The sequence below is a fragment of the Micromonospora sp. NPDC049301 genome, from assembly GCF_040678715.1.
Classification (GTDB): Bacteria; Actinomycetota; Actinomycetes; order Mycobacteriales; family Micromonosporaceae; genus Micromonospora.
Window position 1 is genome coordinate 183,978 of the sequence record NZ_JBFAQO010000007.1, and the last position, 19,539, is coordinate 203,516.

A 19,539-nucleotide genomic window follows, 5' to 3' on the forward strand; every position below is an offset into this window, starting at 1 on the left:
CTAGGCCAGCAGGTCGTCCATCAGCTCGCGGATCCGGGCGACGGTGGCGGCGACCGGCCGCTCACGCCAGGCGGCCAGCAACGGCTCACGCTGCTCCTCGTCCCCGAGGGCGGCGATGAGCCGTTCGCCGCTCCCGGGTGGGAAGAGGGCACCGATGTTGGTGCCGATCCGCATCCCGAGCACGGACAGCTCCCGAGCGGTCGCCACGTCGCTGCGGTGCGCCGCGAGTTCGGCGCCGCCGAGTGCCCACGCGCCGATCACCGGCAGGTCCTTCGAGGACAGCGCGTCGTCCCGGGCGAGCGTCAGCAACGTGGCCGCGCGGGCGTCGGCGTCCTCCGGCGAGGTCGGCCGCGCCTGCTCCACCCGCAGGTAGAGGACCGACACCGCGACCCGGAGCACGACGCGCGGCTGTGGCGGTGGCCCGACCCAGCCGGCCAGGGTCCGGACCACCCGGTCGGCGTGGGCGAGCGCCTCGTCGTACCGCTCGCGCTGCCAGGCGAGGTGGGCCAGCCCGAGGCGCGCCTGCGCGGTGTCCACCTCCTCGGCCTGACCGGGTGCCGCCGTCTCGCCCAACCGCCGCTCCGCTTCGGCGTCGCCGGTCAGGGCGAGTTGCACGTCCAGCAGCACCCGGATCGACCGGGCGTCCTGGGCGGCGCCGATCAGGTCCATGTGGCGGACGCTGCGTGCCAGCCACTCGGCCGAGCGGGCATCCCCGCGCAGGCTGAAGAACTGCCCGGCACCTCCCGCCGCCATCGCCATCCCCCAGTGGTCACCGGCCACCTCGAAGCGCCGGTACGCCTGCTCGGCGTCGGCGATCGACGCCTCGGGCATGCCGCCGTTCTCGCGTACCGCCGCGCGGGCGAAGAGGCCCAGCCCCTGCACGTACGGGTCCGGGTGCGCGATCATCTCGCCGGCGGCCTTCATGCTCTCCTCCGGGTCGGACGCGTCGAAGCCCGGCAACGCCGACGCGAGCGCGGTCAGCCGGGGCGACACCTCGTCGGGTCGCTCGGCGAGGACCGTCCGGAGGGCCCGCCGGGCGAGGGCGGCGAGCCGCAGCTCGCCGCCGATGCCGGCGTTGACGCCGATCACCAGGCAGGTCCAGGCGAGCCGGTCGGCGTCGGGCAGTGGCTGGCCGGCGGCCCGTCCGCGCAGGATCGCCGAGCGTCGCCGTTTGTCGGGGTCCTCGACGTGCAACAGGCCGCGGGCCCACCCGACGACCTCCAGGTGCAGGCCGCGCACCGTCCAGACGTGCAGCAGGGCGGTCGCGACGTCGATCGCGGCCGGCTCGTCGTCGTGCCTGTGCGCCCAGCGCAGGCCGGCGACCAGGTTGTCCTGCTCGGCGACGCACTGGGCGAACGCCTCGACCTGTCCGGGGCCGACGAACCGGGCGGCGAGCGCGGCGGCCTTCTCCCGGGCCCATCCGACCAGACCGGCCATGGCGGCGTCCCGGCCACCGGCCGTGTCGAGGCGGGCCTCGCCGTACTCCCGGACGGTTTCGAGCATCCGGTATCGGGGCGGGTCGTCGCCCTCGACAAGGGTCAGCAGGGACTGTTCGACGAGCGTCGCCAGGCCCCGTCGTACGTCCGGCGTCCGTGCGACCGCGGCGGCGAGGTCCGCGGTGAACGGCCCGGGGATGACGGCGATCCGCTGGAGCAGCTCGCGGTCGTCGGGCGCGAGCAGTTCCCGGCTCCAGTCCACCATCGCCCACAGGCTCGCGTGCCGCTCGGGCAGGCCACGCAGCGCGTCGTCGAGCAACGCGAACCGGTCGGTCAGCCCGGCGAGCACGTCGTCGATCGGCATGTGCCGCAGTCGCGCGGCGGCCAACTCGAGCGCCAGCGGCAGGTTGTCGAGGCGGTGGCACAGCGCCAGCGCCCGGGCGGTGTCCCAGGTCGGCACGGCGCCACCGGCCCGCGCCCGGGCCTCGACCAGCCCGAGCGCGTCGGCGTCGGGCAACGCGGTCAGCCGGTGGACCAGCTCGCCGGCCAGGCCCAGCGGCGCTCGGCTCGTCGCGAGCACCGCGACCTCCGGCGACGCCACCGCGATCAGGTCCGCGACGACGGTGGCCACGGCGTCGAGCACATGCTCGCAGTTGTCCAGCACGACCAGCCCGTCGAGGTCCGGCGCCACGGCACGCAACCGTTCCTCGGGGCTGAGGACCCGCCGTTCGAGGCCCAGGTTGCCGCCGGTCGCCGCGGTGTCCGCTCCGCCGAGCGCCGCGAGCACGGTGGGCAGCACCTCGTCGGGCGAGCGCAGGCCGGCGAGTTCGATCACGCGGACCGGCCGCCCGGACGCCGTCGCGCGCCGCGCCACCTCGGCGGCGAGCCGGGTCTTGCCCGCGCCGCCGGTCGCCACGATCGTCACCAGGGGCGTCTCGGCGAGCGCCCGACCCACGGTCTCCACGTCACGCTCCCGACCGACGAGGGCCGTCAACGGCCGGCGCCACGCGGCGGGCAGGGCGATCCCCGCCGGTGGCCGGGGCGGCGCCACGACGGCCGGCGTGGTGAGCTCGCCGCGCAGCAGCGCCAGATGGACCTGGGTGATCACCGGCGACGGGTCGGTGCCGTACCGGTCGGCCAGGTCGGCGCGTAGTCGCTCGACCACCTCCAGCGCGTCCGCGTCCCGGCCCTGAGCGGCGAGCACCCGGACGAGCAGGGCGGCCGACGGCTCGTCCGGCGGCGTACGCGCGACGAGCCGGCGCAGGTCGGCCTCGTCGAACGGCCCCGCACCGGCCAGTGCCGCCTGCGCCCGCAGCGCGGCGACGTCCGCGAACAGTCGCGTCTCCTCGGCGGTGACCAGCTCCGGGACCTCGGGGAACAGGGCACGGGCCTGGTCGGCGAAGTCGCGGGCGGACGGCACGTCACCGGTCCGGAGCACGGCTCGCCCCCGCTCGACGAGCGCCCGCGCGTCGAGCGCGTCGACGGAGATCTCCTCGGCGGGTAGGCGGTATCCCCCGGGCACCGCGGTCACGAGCAGCCCGAGACGGCGTACCCGGGACACGAGCGCCTGGACCGCGCCGGTCGCGTCGTCGGGCGGCGTGCCGTCCCACACGGCGTCCACGAGCAGGGCGGTGGAGACCGCTCGACCGCGCGCGTCGACGAGCGCGCGGACCACCGCCGCCAGCCGCTCCCCCCGGACCGGCCGGCCGTCGACGGCGAGCGGGCCGAGGATCGTGATCTGCACGGACCCAGCATCCCCCACCCGCGCATCGGGCTGCCGGCAACCCGCTCCCGACCGGGCGGGCTCGGACTATCCGTGGTCGTGGACGTCCGCCGGGACAGCGGCCGACCGGCCCCGGAGCAGGCCGAGCCGGAGCGCCCGGAGCAGGGTGCCGGGCCGGCTCAGCGTGGACGGATGGTCGAGCATGGTGGTGACCCGGTTCAGTCGGGCGCTGAGCACCGGATCGGTGAGCGAGGTCCGGAAGAGCAGGTCACCGAACCACTTGGTGACCTTGTAGCCGGGTGGGTACGGCCCGTCGACGTGGGGCAGCTCGATGTCGGCCGAGGTGGAGATCTGCCAGGCGGCATCCACGATCACCCGCACCTGGTCGAAGTACGCCCGCGCCGGCTCGTCCACCTTCGGGTCGGACCGGAGGTACGCGGACAGGCAGGAGGCGTGCAGCGTCGCGGAGGTCATGCCCTGGCCGTACACCGGGTTGAAGGACGCGACCGCGTCGCCGGCGGCGACCAGTCCGGCGGGCAGGCGGTCGAGCTTGTGGAAGTCCCGCCGTCGGCTGTCCGCCTGGTGGTACGTGACCACCCCGCCGATCATCTCGCCGTGTTCGGCGATGTCGCCGAACATGTGCGGATAGTGCTCGCGGCAGCGGGCGGTGAAGTCGGCGACGTCGCGGCTGGGCCGGTCCTGGTCGTAGCCGGCGATCAGCATGATCCAGCGGCCACCCTCCACCGTGTTGATCCCACCGATCCGGGCGGACCGGCCTTTGCCGGCCATGGTGTGGTAGACGACCACCCAGGTGTCGCTGACGTTCGCGTCCTGCTTGTACAGCGCGGTCGCGTAGTTCAACTTGATCGGCATCCGCTGCATCGGCGGGCGTGGCCACCCGTTGTCGGCCAGCCAGTCGCTGAGCCGGCTGGACCGCCCCATCGCGTCGACGACGAGGTCCGCCGGTTCGACGACCGGCTCGGTGCCGCCGTCGGGCACGTACCGGGCAGCGGTGACGCGCTGGTCGGCGAAGACGAGGCCGTCCGCCCGGCCGTACGCCAGGCGGATGTTGTCGATCGCGAGGGTCCGCCGCCGGACCAGCGCCTCCAGAAACGGGCGCGTGGTGATCAGCGCCGGCCCGGTGCCGGTTGCTGCCGGCGGCAGCCCCAGTTCGCCGTTCACGAAGATCTTCGCCGTGCCCTGGTCGCTCGGTGGCGGTGGGGCGCCGAGCGCGAGCGCCTCGTCGACGATGCCGGGAAACCAGCGTTCCAACTGGACCTGGCCGGAGGGCAGCAGCGCGTGCACCTGACTGCCCTGCGGTACGCCGGGCCGGGGGCCGTCATCCACATCGGACGAATCCCGCTCGATGATGAGCACGTCGTCGGCGTGGTCGCTCAACACGCGAGCCGCCATGAGTCCGGCGATGCTGCCACCCAGCACCACCGCCCGGCGCATGACCACCCTGGTCTCGGCCGGCCGCCGCGCTGTCGCTATCTCCGAGAAGAGCCGGGACGGGGACGGGGGCATACGGTCGCTCCTCGATTGGTCGGGAACCTCGGCATCCACGACCGTAGCTACCCAGATCCGCCGCCGGCAGGGTCAGCGGACCCGGATTCTGGTGGCACTCATCGATCTACCCCGGGCATCGGCTCCTGAGCAGGCCGAGTTCCACTCGTCGGCGGCGGCCTGGCGGGCGGTGGCCTTCATGGGCTACTGGCGACTCGGCCGCGCCGACCCGGCCTGAGTCGTCACCTGGTCCGGCGCGGTCCGCCAGCCCGCGCGGCGGGACGCGCGCGGGATGCGTCGGAGGCCGTGGAGTGCGTACAGTTCCTGGTCGGACTTGGGTGGCCGGCTGGATCCGGCGTGGGAAACGGGACGAGACACAGACGCATGACGGTGGACAACGTTACGGAAAACGGTCAGCAGGGGATTGACCGGAGCCGGCTGGAGACCTGTCTCAGCGTCTTCGAGGCGTTGGAGGCCCTGCCTCCCGATCACCCCGACGTGGTGCGGGTGCAGCGGGCCACCGCGAGGCTCTACAAGGTGATCAAGCAGCGGCGCCGCGAGGAGCGGCGCGACGCCATCGCGGCGGCCGACCGCGCGGTGACGGCCGCCACCGCCACCGGCGCCCCCGGCCGGATCGACGACGAGACGCAGGGCATCCCGCTCGCCTCTCCCACCGAGGGCACCACCGCCGGCGTCCTGCACAATCCGCGTGGCTGCTACGTCTGCAAGCAGCGCTACCGCGAGGTGGACGCCTTCTACCACCAGCTCTGCCCGTCCTGCGCCGCGCTCAACCGGGAGCGCCGGGACGCCCGCACCGACCTGACCGGCCGGCGCGCACTGCTCACCGGCGGTCGCGCGAAGATCGGCATGTACATCGCGCTGCGGCTGCTGCGCGACGGCGCGCACACCACCGTGACGACGCGGTTCCCGCACGACGCGGTCCGCAGGTTCGCGGCGATGCCGGACAGCGGGGACTGGCTGCACCGCCTGCGGATCGTCGGGATCGACCTGCGCGACCCCGCTCAGGTCATCGCCCTCGCCGACTCGGTCGCCGCCCAGGGGCCACTCGACATTCTGATCAACAACGCGGCGCAGACCGTGCGCCGCTCGCCCGGGGCGTACTCGCAGCTCGTCGCTGCGGAGGCCGCGGCCCTGCCGGATGGTCCGCTGCCGGAGCTGATCACGTTCGCCAAGCCCGGCGGGCAGGGCACTCCGGCGGGCAGTCTGACCGCCGGGCCGCAGTCGACGGCACTCACCCCGCACGCGCTGACCGCGCTGGCGCTGACCAGCGGCTCCGCCTCGCCGGAACGGATCGCGGCGTCCACGGCCATCGACGCCGGCGGCCTGGTGCCCGACCTCGACTCGGTGAACAGCTGGGTCCAGCGGGTGCAGGAGGTGGACCCGGTCGAGCTGCTCGAAGTGCAGCTGTGCAACGTGACCGCACCGTTCGTGCTGGTCAGCCGGCTGCGTCCGGTGATGGCCGCGGCGAAGGCCCGCCGCAAGTACGTGGTGAACGTGTCGGCGATGGAGGGCCAGTTCGGCCGGGGGTACAAGGGGCCGGGGCACCCGCACACCAACATGGCCAAGGCCGCGCTGAACATGCTGACCCGCACCAGCGCCCAGGAGATGTTGACCGACGGCATCCTGATGACCAGCGTCGACACCGGCTGGATCACCGACGAGCGGCCCCACCCGACGAAGATGCGGCTGGCGGACGAGGGCTTCCACGCCCCGCTGGACCTGGTCGACGGTGCCGCGCGGGTGTACGACCCGATCGTCCGCGGCGAACAGGGCGAGGACGTGTACGGCTGCTTCCTGAAGGACTACGCCCCCTGCGCCTGGTGATCACCGTCGGACGCGGCGGTTCCGCTCCGCCGCGCCGCCACCTCGAACCCCCGACCAGCGGGTTTGCGACAATCAACGGGTACGCCCCCGCGGCCGGAACCAGGCGACCTCCGCGGTCGACCACGCTCGGGGGCGGCCCGCCACCCGATGAGGAGAAGCTACGCATGCCATCTGACCAGGACCCGTGGCCCACGCTGGACGAGCTGCTGCGCGAGGAGAGCGAGCTGGAGCTCGCGGGCCTGTCGGAGACGGACGCGTACGAGTTGGGGATGCGCGCCGTCGCCGCCGCGAGCGAGCAGCGGCTTCCGATCGCGGTGGGTGTGTGGCGGGCCGGGCGCCAGCTGTTCCACTGCGGCCTGCCCGGTTCGACGGCGGACAACGACGCGTGGCTGCGCCGCAAGGGGCGCGTGGTGATGCGGTTCGAGCACTCGTCGCTGTACATGGCCCGGCTCTGCCAGGACAAGCAGGTGACGCTGGCGGAGCGGTTCGGCCTGCCGGCCTCGAAGTACGCGGCCGCCGGGGGCGCGTACCCGCTGCGCGTCCGGGGCACCGGCGTGGTCGGCTGGGTCGGCGTGTCCGGGCTTCCGCAGCTGGACGACCACCGCTTCGTCGTCGACATCCTGCGCAAGACCCCGCGCTAGCCGAGCGGGGCGTGTCGCGTGCCGCCCTCGCACACATCTGGGCCCGGCGTTCTCAGCGCGAGACCGCCGGGCCGGTGTCTCCTGGGAGCGCCTCGGGCGCAGCGGTCAGCGGGCCCGCCGGTTGGCGCGCAGGGCACCCAGGATCACGCGGGGTGTGGCGAGCGAGAGCGGATGCTCCCGCATGGAGACGACCTGATTGAACCGTCGCGCGGTCGCCACGTCCGTGACGGTGGCCGTGATGATCTGTCGGCTGGCCCAACTGGAGACCCGGTAGCCACGCGGGTAGGGACCGCCGACGTGCGGCAACGCGAGGTCGGCGGAGGTCGACGTCGACCAGGCGGCGTCGACCACGACCTTCTGCAGGTCGAGGTACCGGCGCGCGGGCACGCTCAGATCCGGGCCCGACCGCAGGTACACCGACAGGCAGGCGGCGTGCAGCGCCGCCGCCGTCATCCCCTGCCCGTACACCGGGTTGAACGACGCGACGGCGTCACCGACGCTGACCAGCCCCGCCGGGAAGCGCTTCAGCGCGTGGAAGTCCCGCCGGCGACTGTCGGAGTGGTGGTAGGTCTGGACGTCGCCCAGCATCTCGTTCGAGGCCATCTCGCCGAACTCCGGTGGGAACTGCTCCCGCAGCCGGCGGACGAAGTCCTCCGGCGTCCTTCCCGGGCGGTTGTCCCCGTAACCGGCCATCATGGCCATCCACCGGCCATCCTCGATGGCGAAGAACGCGGCGCCGGCCACGTCCATCGACATCCTGGGCGTGTGCAGGGCCAGCACGACCGTCGACTCCGGGTCTGTCTCGGGGCGCCGGAACAGGGCGGTCGCGTAGTTCAGATGCACGGTCATCCGCCGCGTGTCGGGGCGGTCCCAACCGGCCTGCTCCAGCCAGTCGGAGAGTCTGCTCGACCGGCCCATGGCGTCCACCACGAGGTCACCGCTCTCGACCCCGGGAACCCCGTCGACGTCGCAGCGGACACCGGTGGCCACGGCGCCGTCGAACACCAGGCCCGTGGCGCGGGCGGTGACCGTCTTGACGTTCGGCAGTCGCAGCACCTGCTGTCGGATCAGGCCCTCCAGGAGGGGGCGGCTGCCCGCCAGGCTGTCGGCGTCGTCGGGGACGACCACCTTGAGGCGGCCGTCGAGGTAGTTCCGCCTCGCCGGCGGCGGAGCCTCGATCGCTCCCTGGGCCAGCGCCTGTTCGCGGAATCCCGGGAACAGGCGCTCGAACTGGAGGAAGCCGCCGGGCAGCAGCGCGTGCAGCTGCGTCCCCTGTGGCACGCCGGGCCGCCCGCCCGTCACCTCCAGGTCGTCCCGGTCGATGATGACGACACTCTCCGCGTAGTCGGACAACACCCGGGCGGCCAGCAGTCCGGCGATGCTGCCGCCGACCACGACGGCCTTGCCCATGACCGGGGACGCGTGGTCGGGAGGCAGCACAGCGTTGATCGCGGCGAAGACCCGAGCCGGGGAGAGGGACATCGTGCTCTCCAAGGGGTACGAGGTGTGGCGCCCTCCCCCGGTCTGCCAGCGACCGTGCGCGGGACCGGCGGCGGAAGGGCCGTTCGACATGACGCCCGACGATCGTTGCACAGGCGCCGGTCGTTGCCCGGACAGGTTTGTCGCGCGGAGTCTGTCGTGAATCAGCTCTTTGGCTGGTCCTGGGCGCGGAGGCGTTCGAGCCCGTCCAGGAGCAGGTTCAGGGTGAACTCGAATTCGAGCTGGCTGTCACACCAGCCGAGCGTCGGATCGGTGCCGTCGTGCATCTCGGTCGCCACCATGGCCGTCAGATGCGGCAGGGCCTCAGCCATGGCGGTCGCATCGGCTTCGGCCACGTCCGCCTCCATGCTCGCGCCCGCCGCCGGGCTGAAGATCTCCTGCGCGAACCCGAGCGGCAGGCTGCCGAACGCGTGCAACGCGCGGTGCGCGAGGTGGTGCGAGAACCCGGCCCGGAGGAGGGTCCCCACGATCTGGTCGTAGTACGTGTACAGGCCGACGGGGATGGCACGGCGCGAGCCCAACAGCGCGGGCATCCACGGGTGACGCAGCATGGCCTGGCGCGCCGCGAGGAACTGCCCGCGCAGCCGCGTACGCCAGTCTCCGCCGTCACCGTTCGCGAAGAGGCGGCCGACCACCGCGTCGATCTCCGCGATCACGGTCTCCACGACACCGTCGAGGAGTGCTTCCTTGGCGGGCAGGTGGTGGTAGAGCGACATGGCCTCGACGCCGAGGGCACCGGCGAGGCGGCGCATCGTCAGGGCCTGGATTCCCTCGGCATCGGCCAGAGCGACCGCCGCTGCCAGTACGCGCTCACGGCTGAGCGGCTCCCGAGACGCCTTTGCTGCCACCTGCCCCCCAACTCTTGCCAGCACCTTACATCGTATGGTTGCCTTACGTTGTAAGGCAGCTGGTCGGACGCAAACCCTTCACGATCCGGTACGGCCTCCCAAGGAGCCCACGATGCCCGCGCTGACTCGTACCGCCCGCACAACCGGAATGCTCTACCTCGGCCTCGCCATCACCGCCGCACTCGGCTTCCTGCTCATCCGGCCGCGCCTCTTCACGGCCGACGACCCCGGCGCGACGCTCGACAATCTGATCCAGCACCACACACTCGCCCGGGCCGGCATCGCCTTCGAACTGCTCATCGTCGTCACCCAGGCCCTCGCCGCCATCTGGTTCCACCGGCTGTTCCGCACCGCGGACGCGCGAGCCGCCAGCGCCATCGCCGCGTTCGGCCTCATCAACGCGATCGTGGTCCTCGTCAGCGCGGCCCTGCTCGCCACGGCGCTCGACATCGCGCTCGACCCTGTCGGCGACGCGGCAGCCACCGTCCAGCTCCTCTACCTGACCAGCGAAAACCTGTGGGGCGTCGGAGGGCTGTTCTTCGGCCTGTGGCTCATCCCCATGGGCGGCTGCGTGCTCCGCTCGAACTGGATGCCCCGCCCGCTCGGCTACGTCCTGGTCGGCGGCGGCATCGGATACCTGCTCAGCACATTCATCGGATACCTCGTCCCTGATGCTCACGCGGTCGCCGACGCTCTCGTTCTACCGGCGACGGTCGGCGAGTTCTGGATGATCGGCTACCTGCTGACGCGCGGCGTCCGCGCCCACGCGCTCGACCAGGCACCGTCCGACCGGCAGCCGCAGGCCGCGCCACAGACCATCTCGTAGCATCTCAGGAGCACCGCCAGCAGCGGGCCGACCGGAGCCTCACACCGCGGCGGGGGGTGACAACGCCATCTTCTGCCAGTTGCGAAACACGAAGCGGTGCACCGATTTCAACCCGACCCAGAGCGCCGGCTCCAACGCGACGCGCCCGAACCCGCGCACCGTCACCGTCGTCGTCCGGGTGACCCGTGTGCCGGCGTCCACCGGCGCCAACTCGAACAGATCTCCGAGATGGTCGACGAAACGATGGAAGTAGAGATCCGTCGACTCCATGTGGAACGCCAGCCGGATCGGTGGCTCCCAGACGGTGATCCGCTGCCGCACCACACCCTGCTCCGAGACGCACTGCCGGGCCGCCCCCACCTCACCAGGGCCATCGGGCAGCCGGCACGTGGTCGGCCGGGGCGTACCGAGGTAGAACACCGGGCACCGGGGCTGCAGCTCCAGGCGTGAGTCGCAGAGCGCCGGCCACAACGTCTCGGGCGAGTGGGGCATCACCCAACGCGTACGCACCATCATGCCCCTCACCGTAGGCTCGGCGTCGCCGCCGGCGCGTGCCCGCCCAGACGTTGCACCGCCACGGCGTCGCGGGGACGATCAGCGGTGGTGGCGGACGCGTTCCCAGGTGGTCGGCGGTTCCATCGCGGCCCCGGTGCGCAACGCCGTGGCGACCGGCTCACCGGCGCCGGCCGTGACGGTGAGCGTGCCGTGTTGGGTGTCGGCCGCGATCCGCGACGACACGGCGGGGATCGCAGCCTCGAGCTGCACCTTCAGGCCGGGCCAGCCGACGACCTCGACCTTCTCGGCGGCGTTGATGGTGCTGCCGGCGCCCAGCGGGCCGCGCACGGTGGCGACCTGCTCGCCGGTCTCGACCAGCGTGTGGACGGCCAGCGCGGCCGCCGTCGAACGCAGCAACGACCGGGTCACCGCGAACACCCGGTCCAGTTGGACGGGGGTGTTGGCGCCGGGCTGGCCGAACACGGCGCCGACGATGCTGAGCTTCCGGCCGCCCACGGTGACCACGGCCGCGAAGACGAGGCAGCCGCCGGCCTCGTCCGTGGAGCCGGTCTTGATGCCCACCACCCCGTCGCGACCGACCAGCTCGTTGTAGTTCCGCACCGTGCCGGCCACCGGGATGGTCGCTCGCTTCTGCCGGACGATCTCCGCGAACGCCGGCAACTCCATCGCCCTGCTCGCCAGAATCACCTGGTCCCGGGCCGTGCTCACGGTGTCCGGGTCGAGGCCGGACGGGTCGGTGTAGTGGGTGTCGGACATGCCGAGGTCGTCGGCGACGACGTTCATCTTCTCGACGAAGGCGGCCACACTGCCGGAATCCCAGGCGGCGAGGATGCGCGCCATGTTGTTGGCCGAGGGCAGGAGCACCGCCTGGAGCGCCTGCCGTTCGGTGATCACCTCCCCGGCCCGTACCTCGACGAGCGACTCGCCGCGTGCCCTCTCCGCCGGGTACGCGGCCGCCTGCTCGGCGCTGACCGTGAGCGTCGGCCCCTGCTCGCCGGCGCCGAGCGGATGCTCGGTGAGGATGACGTAGGCGGTCATCACCTTCGTCACGCTCGCGATCGGCAGCGGCTTCGACCCGCCGAAGGCGCCGAGCGTCCCGAGCCCGTCAACCGAGATCATCGCCTGGCCCGAGCGCGGCCAGGGCAGTCGCGGCGCCGTACCGGGGATGGACATCGACGTGGGCAGGGTCAGCTCGACCGTCGGGGCGGGCAGCGGGTCGCGCAGCGGCGCGACGGCGTACAGGCCGCCGCCGAGGAGCAGCAGCACGGCCAGCAGACCACTCAGCGCCCACGGCAGGCGACGCCGGCCGCTGCGGACCGGCGGCGCTGGTGGCAGCACGCTGAATTCCCTGGTCGGCGATTTCATCGGACCACCCATCGTGTCCCCTCCCCCGTGACGGAACCCGGACGTTAACAGTCCTGGTCGGCCCGGGAGTGCCCGTCGCCTCCCCGGCTGCGGGACAGTGTCGGGCCCCGCACGTAAGCGGACGGTAGGGGTGTCGGGCCGGGGAACGGGCCCCGGCCTCAGCGGGCGGTGCCGCCCGGCCGACCCGGGCCGGTCCCGGAGCGCCGGTGGCCGACGCGGGGAGCCCGCACCACCGGGGAGTTGCCGGATCCCGGGCGGAAACTGCGCGCCGCGCTGGCCACCGTCTCGTCGGGATCACGCCCGAGAGCCTGCCGGATGTGGGCCGGGACGACCTCGGACTTCGCCAGCGCCAGCCGGACCTGCACCGCGCGGTCGTCGACCAGGCGTGCCAGGTCCGCCTCGTCCAGCTCGACCGCGCGGACCAGCGCGGCACGGACGTCGACCACCGGGTCCTGGGCGAGCACGCTGCGCTGCGCGGCGGTGGTCCGCGGGTTGCGCGCGAGCCCCTTGCGTACGCGGGCGGTCCGGTCGGCCATCAGTGCGGTGATCACGTCGGAGTCGTCAGTGTGGGTGGCGAGTCGTTCCCGTACCTCGGGTGAGACGTCGTCGATCAGCCTGGCGGCCAGATCGGGCTCCAACCCGCGTGTCTCCGCGAGGAGACCCCGAAGCTCCTTGTCGGGTGCCTCGGCCATCGCCTGGCGTACCGACTCGTCGCAGGCCGGGTTGCCGGCGACCGCCCAGCGGACCCACCGGTCGGCGTCCTTGACGAGACGCAGGAGATTGCCGACCGAGGTCGAGGGGTTCCTGGCCACGGTCTCCCGGACCTGCCGGTCAGGGTCCCGGGTCAGCGGGCGCAGGGCCTGCGCGGGCGCGTCGGCCCGGGCGGCGACCGCCTTTCGGACCGCCGCCGACGGGTCGGACGCCAGCTCGATGAGGGTCATCTGTGGCGTTGCGGGGTCCTGTGCGAGGGCGAGCTGCGCGTCCGCGCTGCCACCGGTCGCAGGGTGGTTGGTGGTGCCTGATCCGCTGTGACGGTCGGGCCCGCCGACGTCCTGCTGCTTCCCCATGGGCGCAATCATGTCACGGGTCGACCGGGGCAGCCCGAGCCTGACCAGCCCGTTGGCGAGGGAGCCCCCTCCGCTCCGGCCGGCGCGCCCTTGATCATCGCGCGCTGCCGCCGGCCGAGGAGAGCCGCCGGCGGCGCCGGACCGCGACGACCACCGCCAGCACGACACCGACCAGCACCCCGAGGGGCACCAGGACGGAGGCGGCCAGCACCGCCAGTGCCGTCGAACGCGCGCCGTGGAAGTGCGGAGGATCACCGATCGCAAGAGACATGGTCCCGTCCCCGCCTGGGATCGTGCAGGTCACCGTGTACGTGCCGGTCGGCCCGGCGGCCATCTTCAGCACCGCGCGCCAGCGCTCGCCGTCCGCCTCCAGGGTGAGATCGTCGAAAAGCATCGAGACCGTGTGCCACTCGTCGATTTCTCGGGCGTCCGCCGGTGAGGGTTCGCAGCGCACGTCCGGGACGTCCGGGCCGCTGCTCCTGGCCCACACCATTCTCTCGGCCTCGGACAGGTGCACTGTGACCGGCTGCCCCGGCGTGACGCGCTGCCCGAGGTCACCCCCGAACGGCACCAGGAACACCACCGCGGCGGCGGCCAGCACACCGCCGGCGGCGACCAGCGCCGCGACGACGTACCAGGTTCGGCGGGGCCGGCGTCGGTCGGCAGCAACGGCGGCCGGAGCAGGATTCATGACGGCATGATCGCCGGTTGCCGATGGTCGCGCCATCCCGTTCGCTGCCGAATTTCGGCGGTGGCCGTTGCCCGCCGGAAGGCCGGTGCCGTTTCCCCGGTCCACCGACGACGGACCCGGCCTGGTCGCGTACCGGGCCGGGTCCGTCGTCGGTCAGCCGGCCAGGGTGAACTTCTCCCAGGGCCCGATCGCCGCACGGTTGGCGATCAGCGGCGCGGCCCCGGCGTTCTCGGCGGTCACGATCTGGTTGTTGGCCAGGGCACGCAGGCTGACACTCCCGTCGGAGTTGGTGATCAGCTGGAAGGTCTCCCACGGGCCGATCGCGGCACGATTCGCGATCAGTGGCGCCGCGCCCGCGTTGTCCGCGCAGACGTACAGGCCGTTGACGCGCGAGCGCAGGGCGATGTTGCCGTTGCCGGCGTCGACCCGGTCGAACTGCTCCGCCAGCCCGACGCTGGCCGCCTTCGCGATCAGTGGCGCGGCGCCGCCGTTGTCGGCCGTCACGTACTGGTTGTTGACCAGCGCCCGCAGGCTGGCCGCCCCGCCGCCGCCCGAGCCGGTGGTGAAGGTGAAGGAGTCGACGTCGAACAGGTTCCCGGCCCCGCCCTTGAACACCAGGTACAGCGTGGTCGTCGTGGCGGGCGCGTTGCTGATGGCGCCGGAGACGGTGGTGAAGGTCTCCCAACTGCCGGTCACCGGCACCGCGACGGTGCCCAGCAGGGTGCCGGTGGCGGAACCGGCACGCACCTCGATGGTGCCGCCGGCGCCGGCCGAGGAGACCCGGGCGGCGAACCGGGTGGCGTTCGCCAGGTGGTACGGCTGGTACGAGATCCAGTCGTTGTTCTCGATGAAGCCGGCGGTCCGGCCACCCTCGGCGCTGGCGTGGTCGGCGAGCTGGACGCCGGACTGGGCGCCGAAGTGCTCGCCCTGCCGGTGCTTCGGTTGCAGGGTCTTGATGCTGTGGGTGGTGAGCCCGCCGTTGTCGGTGTAGGACGCGTCGAAGACGCCGTAGATGTTCGCCGCCGTGTCGTGCTCACCGTCGACCGGGACGGTGATGGTGCCGCTGCACCCGGTCTTCGAGGTGATCTGGTGGGCGTGGCTGTCGTGGCCCAGCGCGTAGGTGACGGTCACCCGCGCACAGTTGATCGTGCCGTCCTGTGGGTCGCTCACGGTGACCTGGAACGGCACGGTGTCTCCGAAACTGAAGAGCTGCCCGTTGGTCGGCAGGGTGAGCGACACCGTCGGAGCGGTGTTGCCCACGGTGATGACCAGGCTCGCCGTGCCGGACAGGCCGGTCGGGTCGGTGACCCGCAGGGTGGGGGTGTACGTGCCGTTCGTGGTGTACGTCTTGGTCGGGTTGGCCGCCGTCGAGGTCGTCCCGTCGCCGAAGGTCCACAGGTAGCTCAGCGCACCGCCCTCCGGGTCGGAGCTGCCGGCCGAGGAGAAGGTGACGGTCAGCGGGTTCGTCCCCGAGGTGGGGTTCGCCGAGACGACCGCGACGGGGCTGCGGTTGCCGCCGCCGATGTACTCGACCCGGTAGAGCGCCTGGTTGTTCGCCCCGGTGCCGTAGTCCAGCACGTAGAGCGCGCCGTCCGGCCCGAAGGCCATGTCCATCACCTGGGTACCGGTCCACGGGAAGTCGGAGATCTCCCCGCGCGAGCCGTCGGCGTTGACCGCGATCGCCTTGATCCACCGGCGGCCGTACTCGCCGGCGAAGAACTGGCCGTCCAGCGACGCCGGGAACTTGACGCTGGAGTTGAGCCCGGCGTTGTACCGGTACACCGGCCCGCCCATGGGCGACTCGGAGCCGCCGCCGAACTCCGGCGGCGATCCGGCGTCGCCGTACTTGATCCAGCTGGGCTTCGCGGCGGGCAGCGTGGTGAGGCCGGTGTTGCGGAAGGAGTTGTTGGTCGGCCCGGCGGCGCAGTTGTACTTGGCCTGTGACGGCCCGGACGGGAACGTGTACTCGTTGTACGTCTCGGCCGTCGTGTTGGTGCCGGTGCAGTACGGCCAGCCGTAGTTGCCGGGTCCGGTGATGCGGTCGAACTCGACCTGGCCGCCGGGGCCACGGTTGGGGTCGGCGACGCCGGCGTCGGGGCCGTAGTCACCGAGGTAGACGATGCCGGTTGGCTTGTCGACGCTCATCCGGAACGGGTTGCGGAAGCCCATCGCGTAGATCTCCGGACGGGTCCGGGCCGTGCCGGGCGCGAACATGTTGCCGGCCGGGATCGTGTACGACCCGTCCGGCTGCGGCTTTATCCGCAGCACCTTGCCCCGCAGGTCGTTCGTGTTGCCCGACGAGCGCTGCGCGTCGAACTGCGGGTTGCGATTGGTCCGCTCGTCGATGGGCGTGTACGAGTTGGACTCGAAGGGGTTGGTGTCGTCACCGGTCGTCAGGTACAGGTTGCCGGCGGCGTCGAAGTCGATGTCACCGCCGACGTGGCAGCACTGGCCCCGGTCGTTGTCGACCTGGAGCATGATCCGCTCGCTGCCCAGGTTGAGCGTGTCGTCGGTGTTCAGGGTGAACCGGGACAGCCGCAGGTGCCCCTTCCACCGGTCGAAGTCCGCCGCCGTGCCCGTGGTCGGGGCGTCCCCGGCCGGGGTGTTCAGCGTGGGCGAGTAGTAGAGGTAGACGTACCGGTTCGCGGCGAAGTTGGGGTCGACGGCGACGCCCTGCAGACCCTCCTCGTCGTGCGTGTAGACGGACAGGGTGCCGGCGACCTTGGTGTTGCCGGCCGCGTCGGTCACCCGCACGGTGCCGTTGCGGGCAGTGTGGATCACTGAGCGGTTGGGCATGACGGCCAGGGACATGGCCTCGCCGAGCTCAGCCGAGCCGGTTGCGAGGGTGACCTGTTGGTAGTCGGCGGCGGGGATGACAGCCGCCTGGGCGGGGGTGGCGACGGCGAGGGTCACGCTCGCGGCGGTGGTGAGCGCCGCGACGAGTGCGCGGGGCCAACGCCGGGGGGAAGCGGGCATGATCGTCCTTTCTCGACGACCGGGGGCTGGGCGCGCGGGGGCGCGCCACGGCCAGGTGGTGGTGGCGTGCGGGTGGGACGGGCGGCGGTCAGCCGGTGACCAGGTCGAACTTCTCCCACTGGCCGATGGTGGTCCGGTTGGCGATCAGGGCGGCGGCTCCCGCGTTCTCCGCGACGACGTACCGGTTGTTGACCAGGGCGCGCAGGCTGACCGTGCCGTCGGAGTTGCGGACGAGCTGGAAGGTCTCCCAGGCGCCGGCGGCGGCCCGGTTGGCGATCAGCGGGGCGGCGCCGGCGTTCTCGGCGGCCACGTACATGCCGTTGGCCTTGGCGCGCAGCGCCACGTTGCCGCCGCCGAGGTCGACCAGGTCGAACCGCTCGGTGGTGCCGACGGCGCTCCGGTTGGCGATCAGCGCGGTGGTGGCGTTCGGCGCGCTGACGTACTGGTTGTTGGCCCGGGCGCGCAGGCTGGAGCCGCTGGGCGGCGGGGTCGTCGTTCGCGGCGTGCAGTCGGCCGTCACGGCGCCCGCCGCGACGCGGAGGCCGCCAAGCAGCATCCGGGTGAAGTTCGGGTCGGTGTACGACTGCTCGGTGTGCCCGAGGCCCGTGTACCAGGCACGCCCGCCGCCGTAGGCCTTGCACCAGGTGATCGGGTGGTCGCCCATGTTGCCGCCGCTGTACGACGACTCGTCGAGGCTGGCCAGGACCCGCACGTTCGGGCGGGGGTTGGTGCGGTAGTTGTACCACTCGTCGCTGCGGACCCAGGTGTCGGCCAGGTGGGCGGTGGACGGGTTCGTCCGGTCCTCGACGCGGATGGTGGCCGTCTGGATCGCCGGGTGCGAGTCGAACCACGCTCCGACCAGCCCGCCGTACCAGGGCCAGCTGTACTCGGTGTCGGCGGCGGCGTGCACACCGACGTAGCCGCCACCGGCGGCGATGTACGACTCGAAGGCCGTCTGCTGGGTGGCGTTGAGGACGTCGCCCGTCGTCGACAGGAAGACCACCACCTGGTACTGGGCCAGGTTGGCGGTGGTGAACTGCGCGGCGTCCTCGGTCGCGGTGACGGTGAAGCCGTTGGCGGCTCCGAGCTGCTGGATGGCCGCGATGCCGTTGGGGATGGACGAGTGGCGGAATCCGGCGGTCTTGCTGAAGACCAGGACCTTGGTCAGCGGCGCTGCGGAGGCCGGGGACGGCAGGGCCACCAGGGTGGCCAGCAACACGGCCAGGCCGGTGATGAGTGCTAACGCACGGGTACGCATGCTCTGCTCCTCTGCTGAGCGTCGGCCCGGGCGCGCACGGCACTGGCGTGCGGGGCCCGCCGGGGCCGGGGTTGGCGGTGGTACGGAGCCGGGCCGCCGATGCTCGGCTGAGGCGGTGCGAGGTGGTGCGGTGCCGCGATGGCAGGGCCGACGGATCCCGGACGCGCCAGTGTGGACGGTCGGAACGCATCGACTTGCATCGCTGAGGCAGTTAACCTCCGATGTCTGCGCCCCGTCAAGCCCTCACTTCCGGGCCTCCACGTGACAGGCCCCTCACCCCGATCCCGGGCGCTCGACGGCCTTGACCCGCCGATCCGGTAAGCTGTAGCTTACCGTTCGTGGCTACTTACCGAGTTGGTGATGGCTGGGACGCGCTGGGCGATCCCACCAGGCGCGCCATCGTGGCGTGCCTGGCCGAGCGGCCCCGGGCCGTCGGCGAACTCGCCGACGAGTTGCCGATCAGCCGCCCCGCCGTGTCGCAGCACCTGAAGGTGCTGAAGGACGCCGGTCTGGTCACCGACCGCGCTGCGGGCGCGCGCCGGGTCTACCGGCTCAATCCGGCGGGCGTGGCAGCGCTGCGGGACCAGCTGGAGACGTTCTGGAACCGGGCACTGGACGGCTATCAGGACGTCGTCGAAGAAACGACCAAGGAGGACAAATGACACAGGCAGCGGCCGTGGTGAGCCGTCAGATCGTCGTCGAGGCGCCGATCGCGCGAGCCTTCGCCGTGTTCACCGAGCGGTTCGGCGACTTCAAGCCGCCGGAGCACAACCTGCTCGGCGCGCCGATCGCCGAGACCGTGTTCGAACCGAAGGTCGGCGGCCACATCTACGACCGGGCCGCCGACGGCAGCGAGTGCCGCTGGGCGCGGGTGCTCGCGTACGAGCCGCCGAACCGGGTCGTGTTCAGCTGGGACATCAGCCCCCAGTGGCAGGTCGAGACCGAGCCGGACAACACCAGCGAGGTCGAGGTCCGGTTCGTCGCCGAGACCCCGCAGCGCACCCGGGTCGAACTGGAGCACCGCCACATCGACCGGCACGGCCCCGGATGGCAGGCCGTCAGCGACGGCGTCTCCCACGACGAGGGCTGGCCGCTGTACCTCACCCGGTACGCCGCGCTGCTCGCCCAGACGAGCTGACCACCCGCCAACGACCCGCACACCTCCCACCAATGGCCTGCCACTGGCGCGGCTGAGCAATCACCGGGGCGGGTCCGACCGACGGTGTCCGGCCGCGAGGCGGCCGAACCGGACAGTCGGGCCCGTACCGCCAGCGCGGCGTGCGGGACAGGTCAGCTTCACGCGGGCCCACACCCGGCGAACAGGCCGGGATGACTTGCGTG

Annotated in this window: 16 protein-coding genes; 6 read left to right on the forward strand and 10 right to left on the reverse strand. The window is 72.4% G+C overall.

Features of this window, described 5'->3' with window-relative positions; genetic code table 11:
- A complete protein-coding gene (locus AB0K07_RS22160; RefSeq protein ID WP_363757315.1) occupies positions 1-3,180 on the reverse strand; it encodes a BTAD domain-containing putative transcriptional regulator in 3,180 nt (1,059 codons plus the stop codon).
- 66 nt (positions 3,181-3,246) lie between these two features.
- Positions 3,247-4,686, reverse strand: a complete 1,440-nt coding sequence (locus tag AB0K07_RS22165) for an FAD-dependent oxidoreductase (RefSeq protein WP_363757316.1) — start codon at positions 4,684-4,686, stop codon at positions 3,247-3,249.
- Between the two features lie 91 nt (positions 4,687-4,777).
- Between AB0K07_RS22165 and AB0K07_RS22170 the strand changes: the two genes are divergently transcribed.
- The 3 genes from AB0K07_RS22170 (at position 4,778) to AB0K07_RS22180 (ending at position 7,151) form a co-directional block, all read left to right on the forward strand.
- On the forward strand, positions 4,778-4,903 hold the full coding sequence (locus tag AB0K07_RS22170; protein ID WP_363757317.1) for a hypothetical protein: 126 nt from the start codon (positions 4,778-4,780) through the stop codon (positions 4,901-4,903).
- Positions 4,904-5,049: 146 nt separating this feature from the next.
- Positions 5,050-6,510, forward strand: coding sequence for an SDR family NAD(P)-dependent oxidoreductase (locus tag AB0K07_RS22175; protein WP_363757318.1), 1,461 nt, complete (start codon positions 5,050-5,052; stop codon positions 6,508-6,510).
- A gap of 164 nt (positions 6,511-6,674) precedes the next feature.
- Positions 6,675-7,151, forward strand: a complete 477-nt coding sequence (locus AB0K07_RS22180) for a heme-degrading domain-containing protein (protein ID WP_363757319.1) — start codon at positions 6,675-6,677, stop codon at positions 7,149-7,151.
- A gap of 105 nt (positions 7,152-7,256) precedes the next feature.
- Here AB0K07_RS22180 and AB0K07_RS22185 read toward each other — a convergent pair whose 3' ends face one another.
- Positions 7,257-8,633 (reverse strand): FAD-dependent oxidoreductase, encoded by a 1,377-nt coding sequence (locus tag AB0K07_RS22185; RefSeq protein ID WP_363757320.1) that lies wholly within the window; start codon positions 8,631-8,633, stop codon positions 7,257-7,259.
- A 161-nt stretch (positions 8,634-8,794) separates the two neighbouring features.
- Positions 8,795-9,499: a TetR/AcrR family transcriptional regulator C-terminal domain-containing protein gene (locus AB0K07_RS22190; protein ID WP_363757321.1), complete on the reverse strand. Its 705-nt coding sequence runs from the start codon at positions 9,497-9,499 to the stop codon at positions 8,795-8,797.
- A 112-nt stretch (positions 9,500-9,611) separates the two neighbouring features.
- Here AB0K07_RS22190 and AB0K07_RS22195 point away from each other — a divergent pair, with 112 nt between their 5' ends.
- Positions 9,612-10,325, forward strand: coding sequence for a DUF4386 domain-containing protein (locus tag AB0K07_RS22195; protein WP_363757322.1), 714 nt, complete (start codon positions 9,612-9,614; stop codon positions 10,323-10,325).
- A 39-nt stretch (positions 10,326-10,364) separates the two neighbouring features.
- Here AB0K07_RS22195 and AB0K07_RS22200 read toward each other — a convergent pair whose 3' ends face one another.
- The 6 genes from AB0K07_RS22200 to AB0K07_RS22225 form a co-directional block, all read right to left on the reverse strand.
- Positions 10,365-10,841, reverse strand: coding sequence for an SRPBCC family protein (locus tag AB0K07_RS22200; RefSeq protein WP_363757323.1), 477 nt, complete (start codon positions 10,839-10,841; stop codon positions 10,365-10,367).
- A gap of 78 nt (positions 10,842-10,919) precedes the next feature.
- Entirely contained in the window at positions 10,920-12,206 is a 1,287-nt protein-coding gene (locus tag AB0K07_RS22205; RefSeq protein WP_363757324.1) for a D-alanyl-D-alanine carboxypeptidase, read from the reverse strand.
- Between the two features lie 158 nt (positions 12,207-12,364).
- On the reverse strand, positions 12,365-13,273 hold the full coding sequence (locus AB0K07_RS22210; protein ID WP_363757325.1) for a hypothetical protein: 909 nt from the start codon (positions 13,271-13,273) through the stop codon (positions 12,365-12,367).
- Positions 13,274-13,367: 94 nt separating this feature from the next.
- The gene (locus AB0K07_RS22215) at positions 13,368-13,964 is read right to left on the reverse strand and encodes a hypothetical protein (protein ID WP_363757326.1); all 597 of its coding nucleotides are present in this window, start codon (positions 13,962-13,964) and stop codon (positions 13,368-13,370) included.
- 153 nt (positions 13,965-14,117) lie between these two features.
- Complete coding sequence (locus tag AB0K07_RS22220) at positions 14,118-16,940, reverse strand: PQQ-dependent sugar dehydrogenase (protein ID WP_363757327.1); 2,823 nt, start codon at positions 16,938-16,940, stop codon at positions 14,118-14,120.
- An 88-nt stretch (positions 16,941-17,028) separates the two neighbouring features.
- Entirely contained in the window at positions 17,029-18,198 is a 1,170-nt protein-coding gene (locus AB0K07_RS22225) for a ThuA domain-containing protein (RefSeq protein WP_363757328.1), read from the reverse strand.
- 338 nt (positions 18,199-18,536) lie between these two features.
- Between AB0K07_RS22225 and AB0K07_RS22230 the strand changes: the two genes are divergently transcribed.
- Both AB0K07_RS22230 and AB0K07_RS22235 read left to right on the forward strand, forming a co-directional pair.
- Positions 18,537-18,860, forward strand: coding sequence for a metalloregulator ArsR/SmtB family transcription factor (locus AB0K07_RS22230; RefSeq protein WP_363757329.1), 324 nt, complete (start codon positions 18,537-18,539; stop codon positions 18,858-18,860).
- Positions 18,857-19,336, forward strand: coding sequence for an SRPBCC family protein (locus tag AB0K07_RS22235; RefSeq protein ID WP_363757330.1), 480 nt, complete (start codon positions 18,857-18,859; stop codon positions 19,334-19,336). The genes AB0K07_RS22230 and AB0K07_RS22235 overlap by 4 nt, the downstream gene beginning before the upstream one ends.
- The last annotated feature ends 203 nt before the right edge of the window (positions 19,337-19,539 follow it).

Bases quoted from the DNA above. Each gene is read 5' to 3' on its own strand.
- AB0K07_RS22180 (WP_363757319.1), top strand. From the start codon at position 6,675: ATGCCATCTGACCAGGACCCGTGGCCCACGCTGGACGAGCTGCTGCGC.
- AB0K07_RS22205 (WP_363757324.1), bottom strand. From the start codon at position 12,206: ATGAAATCGCCGACCAGGGAATTCAGCGTGCTGCCACCAGCGCCGCCG.
- AB0K07_RS22235 (WP_363757330.1), top strand. From the start codon at position 18,857: ATGACACAGGCAGCGGCCGTGGTGAGCCGTCAGATCGTCGTCGAGGCG.
- AB0K07_RS22215 (WP_363757326.1), bottom strand. From the start codon at position 13,964: ATGAATCCTGCTCCGGCCGCCGTTGCTGCCGACCGACGCCGGCCCCGC.
- AB0K07_RS22210 (WP_363757325.1), bottom strand. From the start codon at position 13,273: ATGGGGAAGCAGCAGGACGTCGGCGGGCCCGACCGTCACAGCGGATCA.
- AB0K07_RS22220 (WP_363757327.1), bottom strand. From the start codon at position 16,940: ATGCCCGCTTCCCCCCGGCGTTGGCCCCGCGCACTCGTCGCGGCGCTC.
- AB0K07_RS22200 (WP_363757323.1), bottom strand. From the start codon at position 10,841: ATGATGGTGCGTACGCGTTGGGTGATGCCCCACTCGCCCGAGACGTTG.
- AB0K07_RS22165 (WP_363757316.1), bottom strand. From the start codon at position 4,686: ATGCCCCCGTCCCCGTCCCGGCTCTTCTCGGAGATAGCGACAGCGCGG.
- AB0K07_RS22175 (WP_363757318.1), top strand. From the start codon at position 5,050: ATGACGGTGGACAACGTTACGGAAAACGGTCAGCAGGGGATTGACCGG.
- AB0K07_RS22225 (WP_363757328.1), bottom strand. From the start codon at position 18,198: ATGCGTACCCGTGCGTTAGCACTCATCACCGGCCTGGCCGTGTTGCTG.
- AB0K07_RS22195 (WP_363757322.1), top strand. From the start codon at position 9,612: ATGCCCGCGCTGACTCGTACCGCCCGCACAACCGGAATGCTCTACCTC.
- AB0K07_RS22185 (WP_363757320.1), bottom strand. From the start codon at position 8,633: ATGTCCCTCTCCCCGGCTCGGGTCTTCGCCGCGATCAACGCTGTGCTG.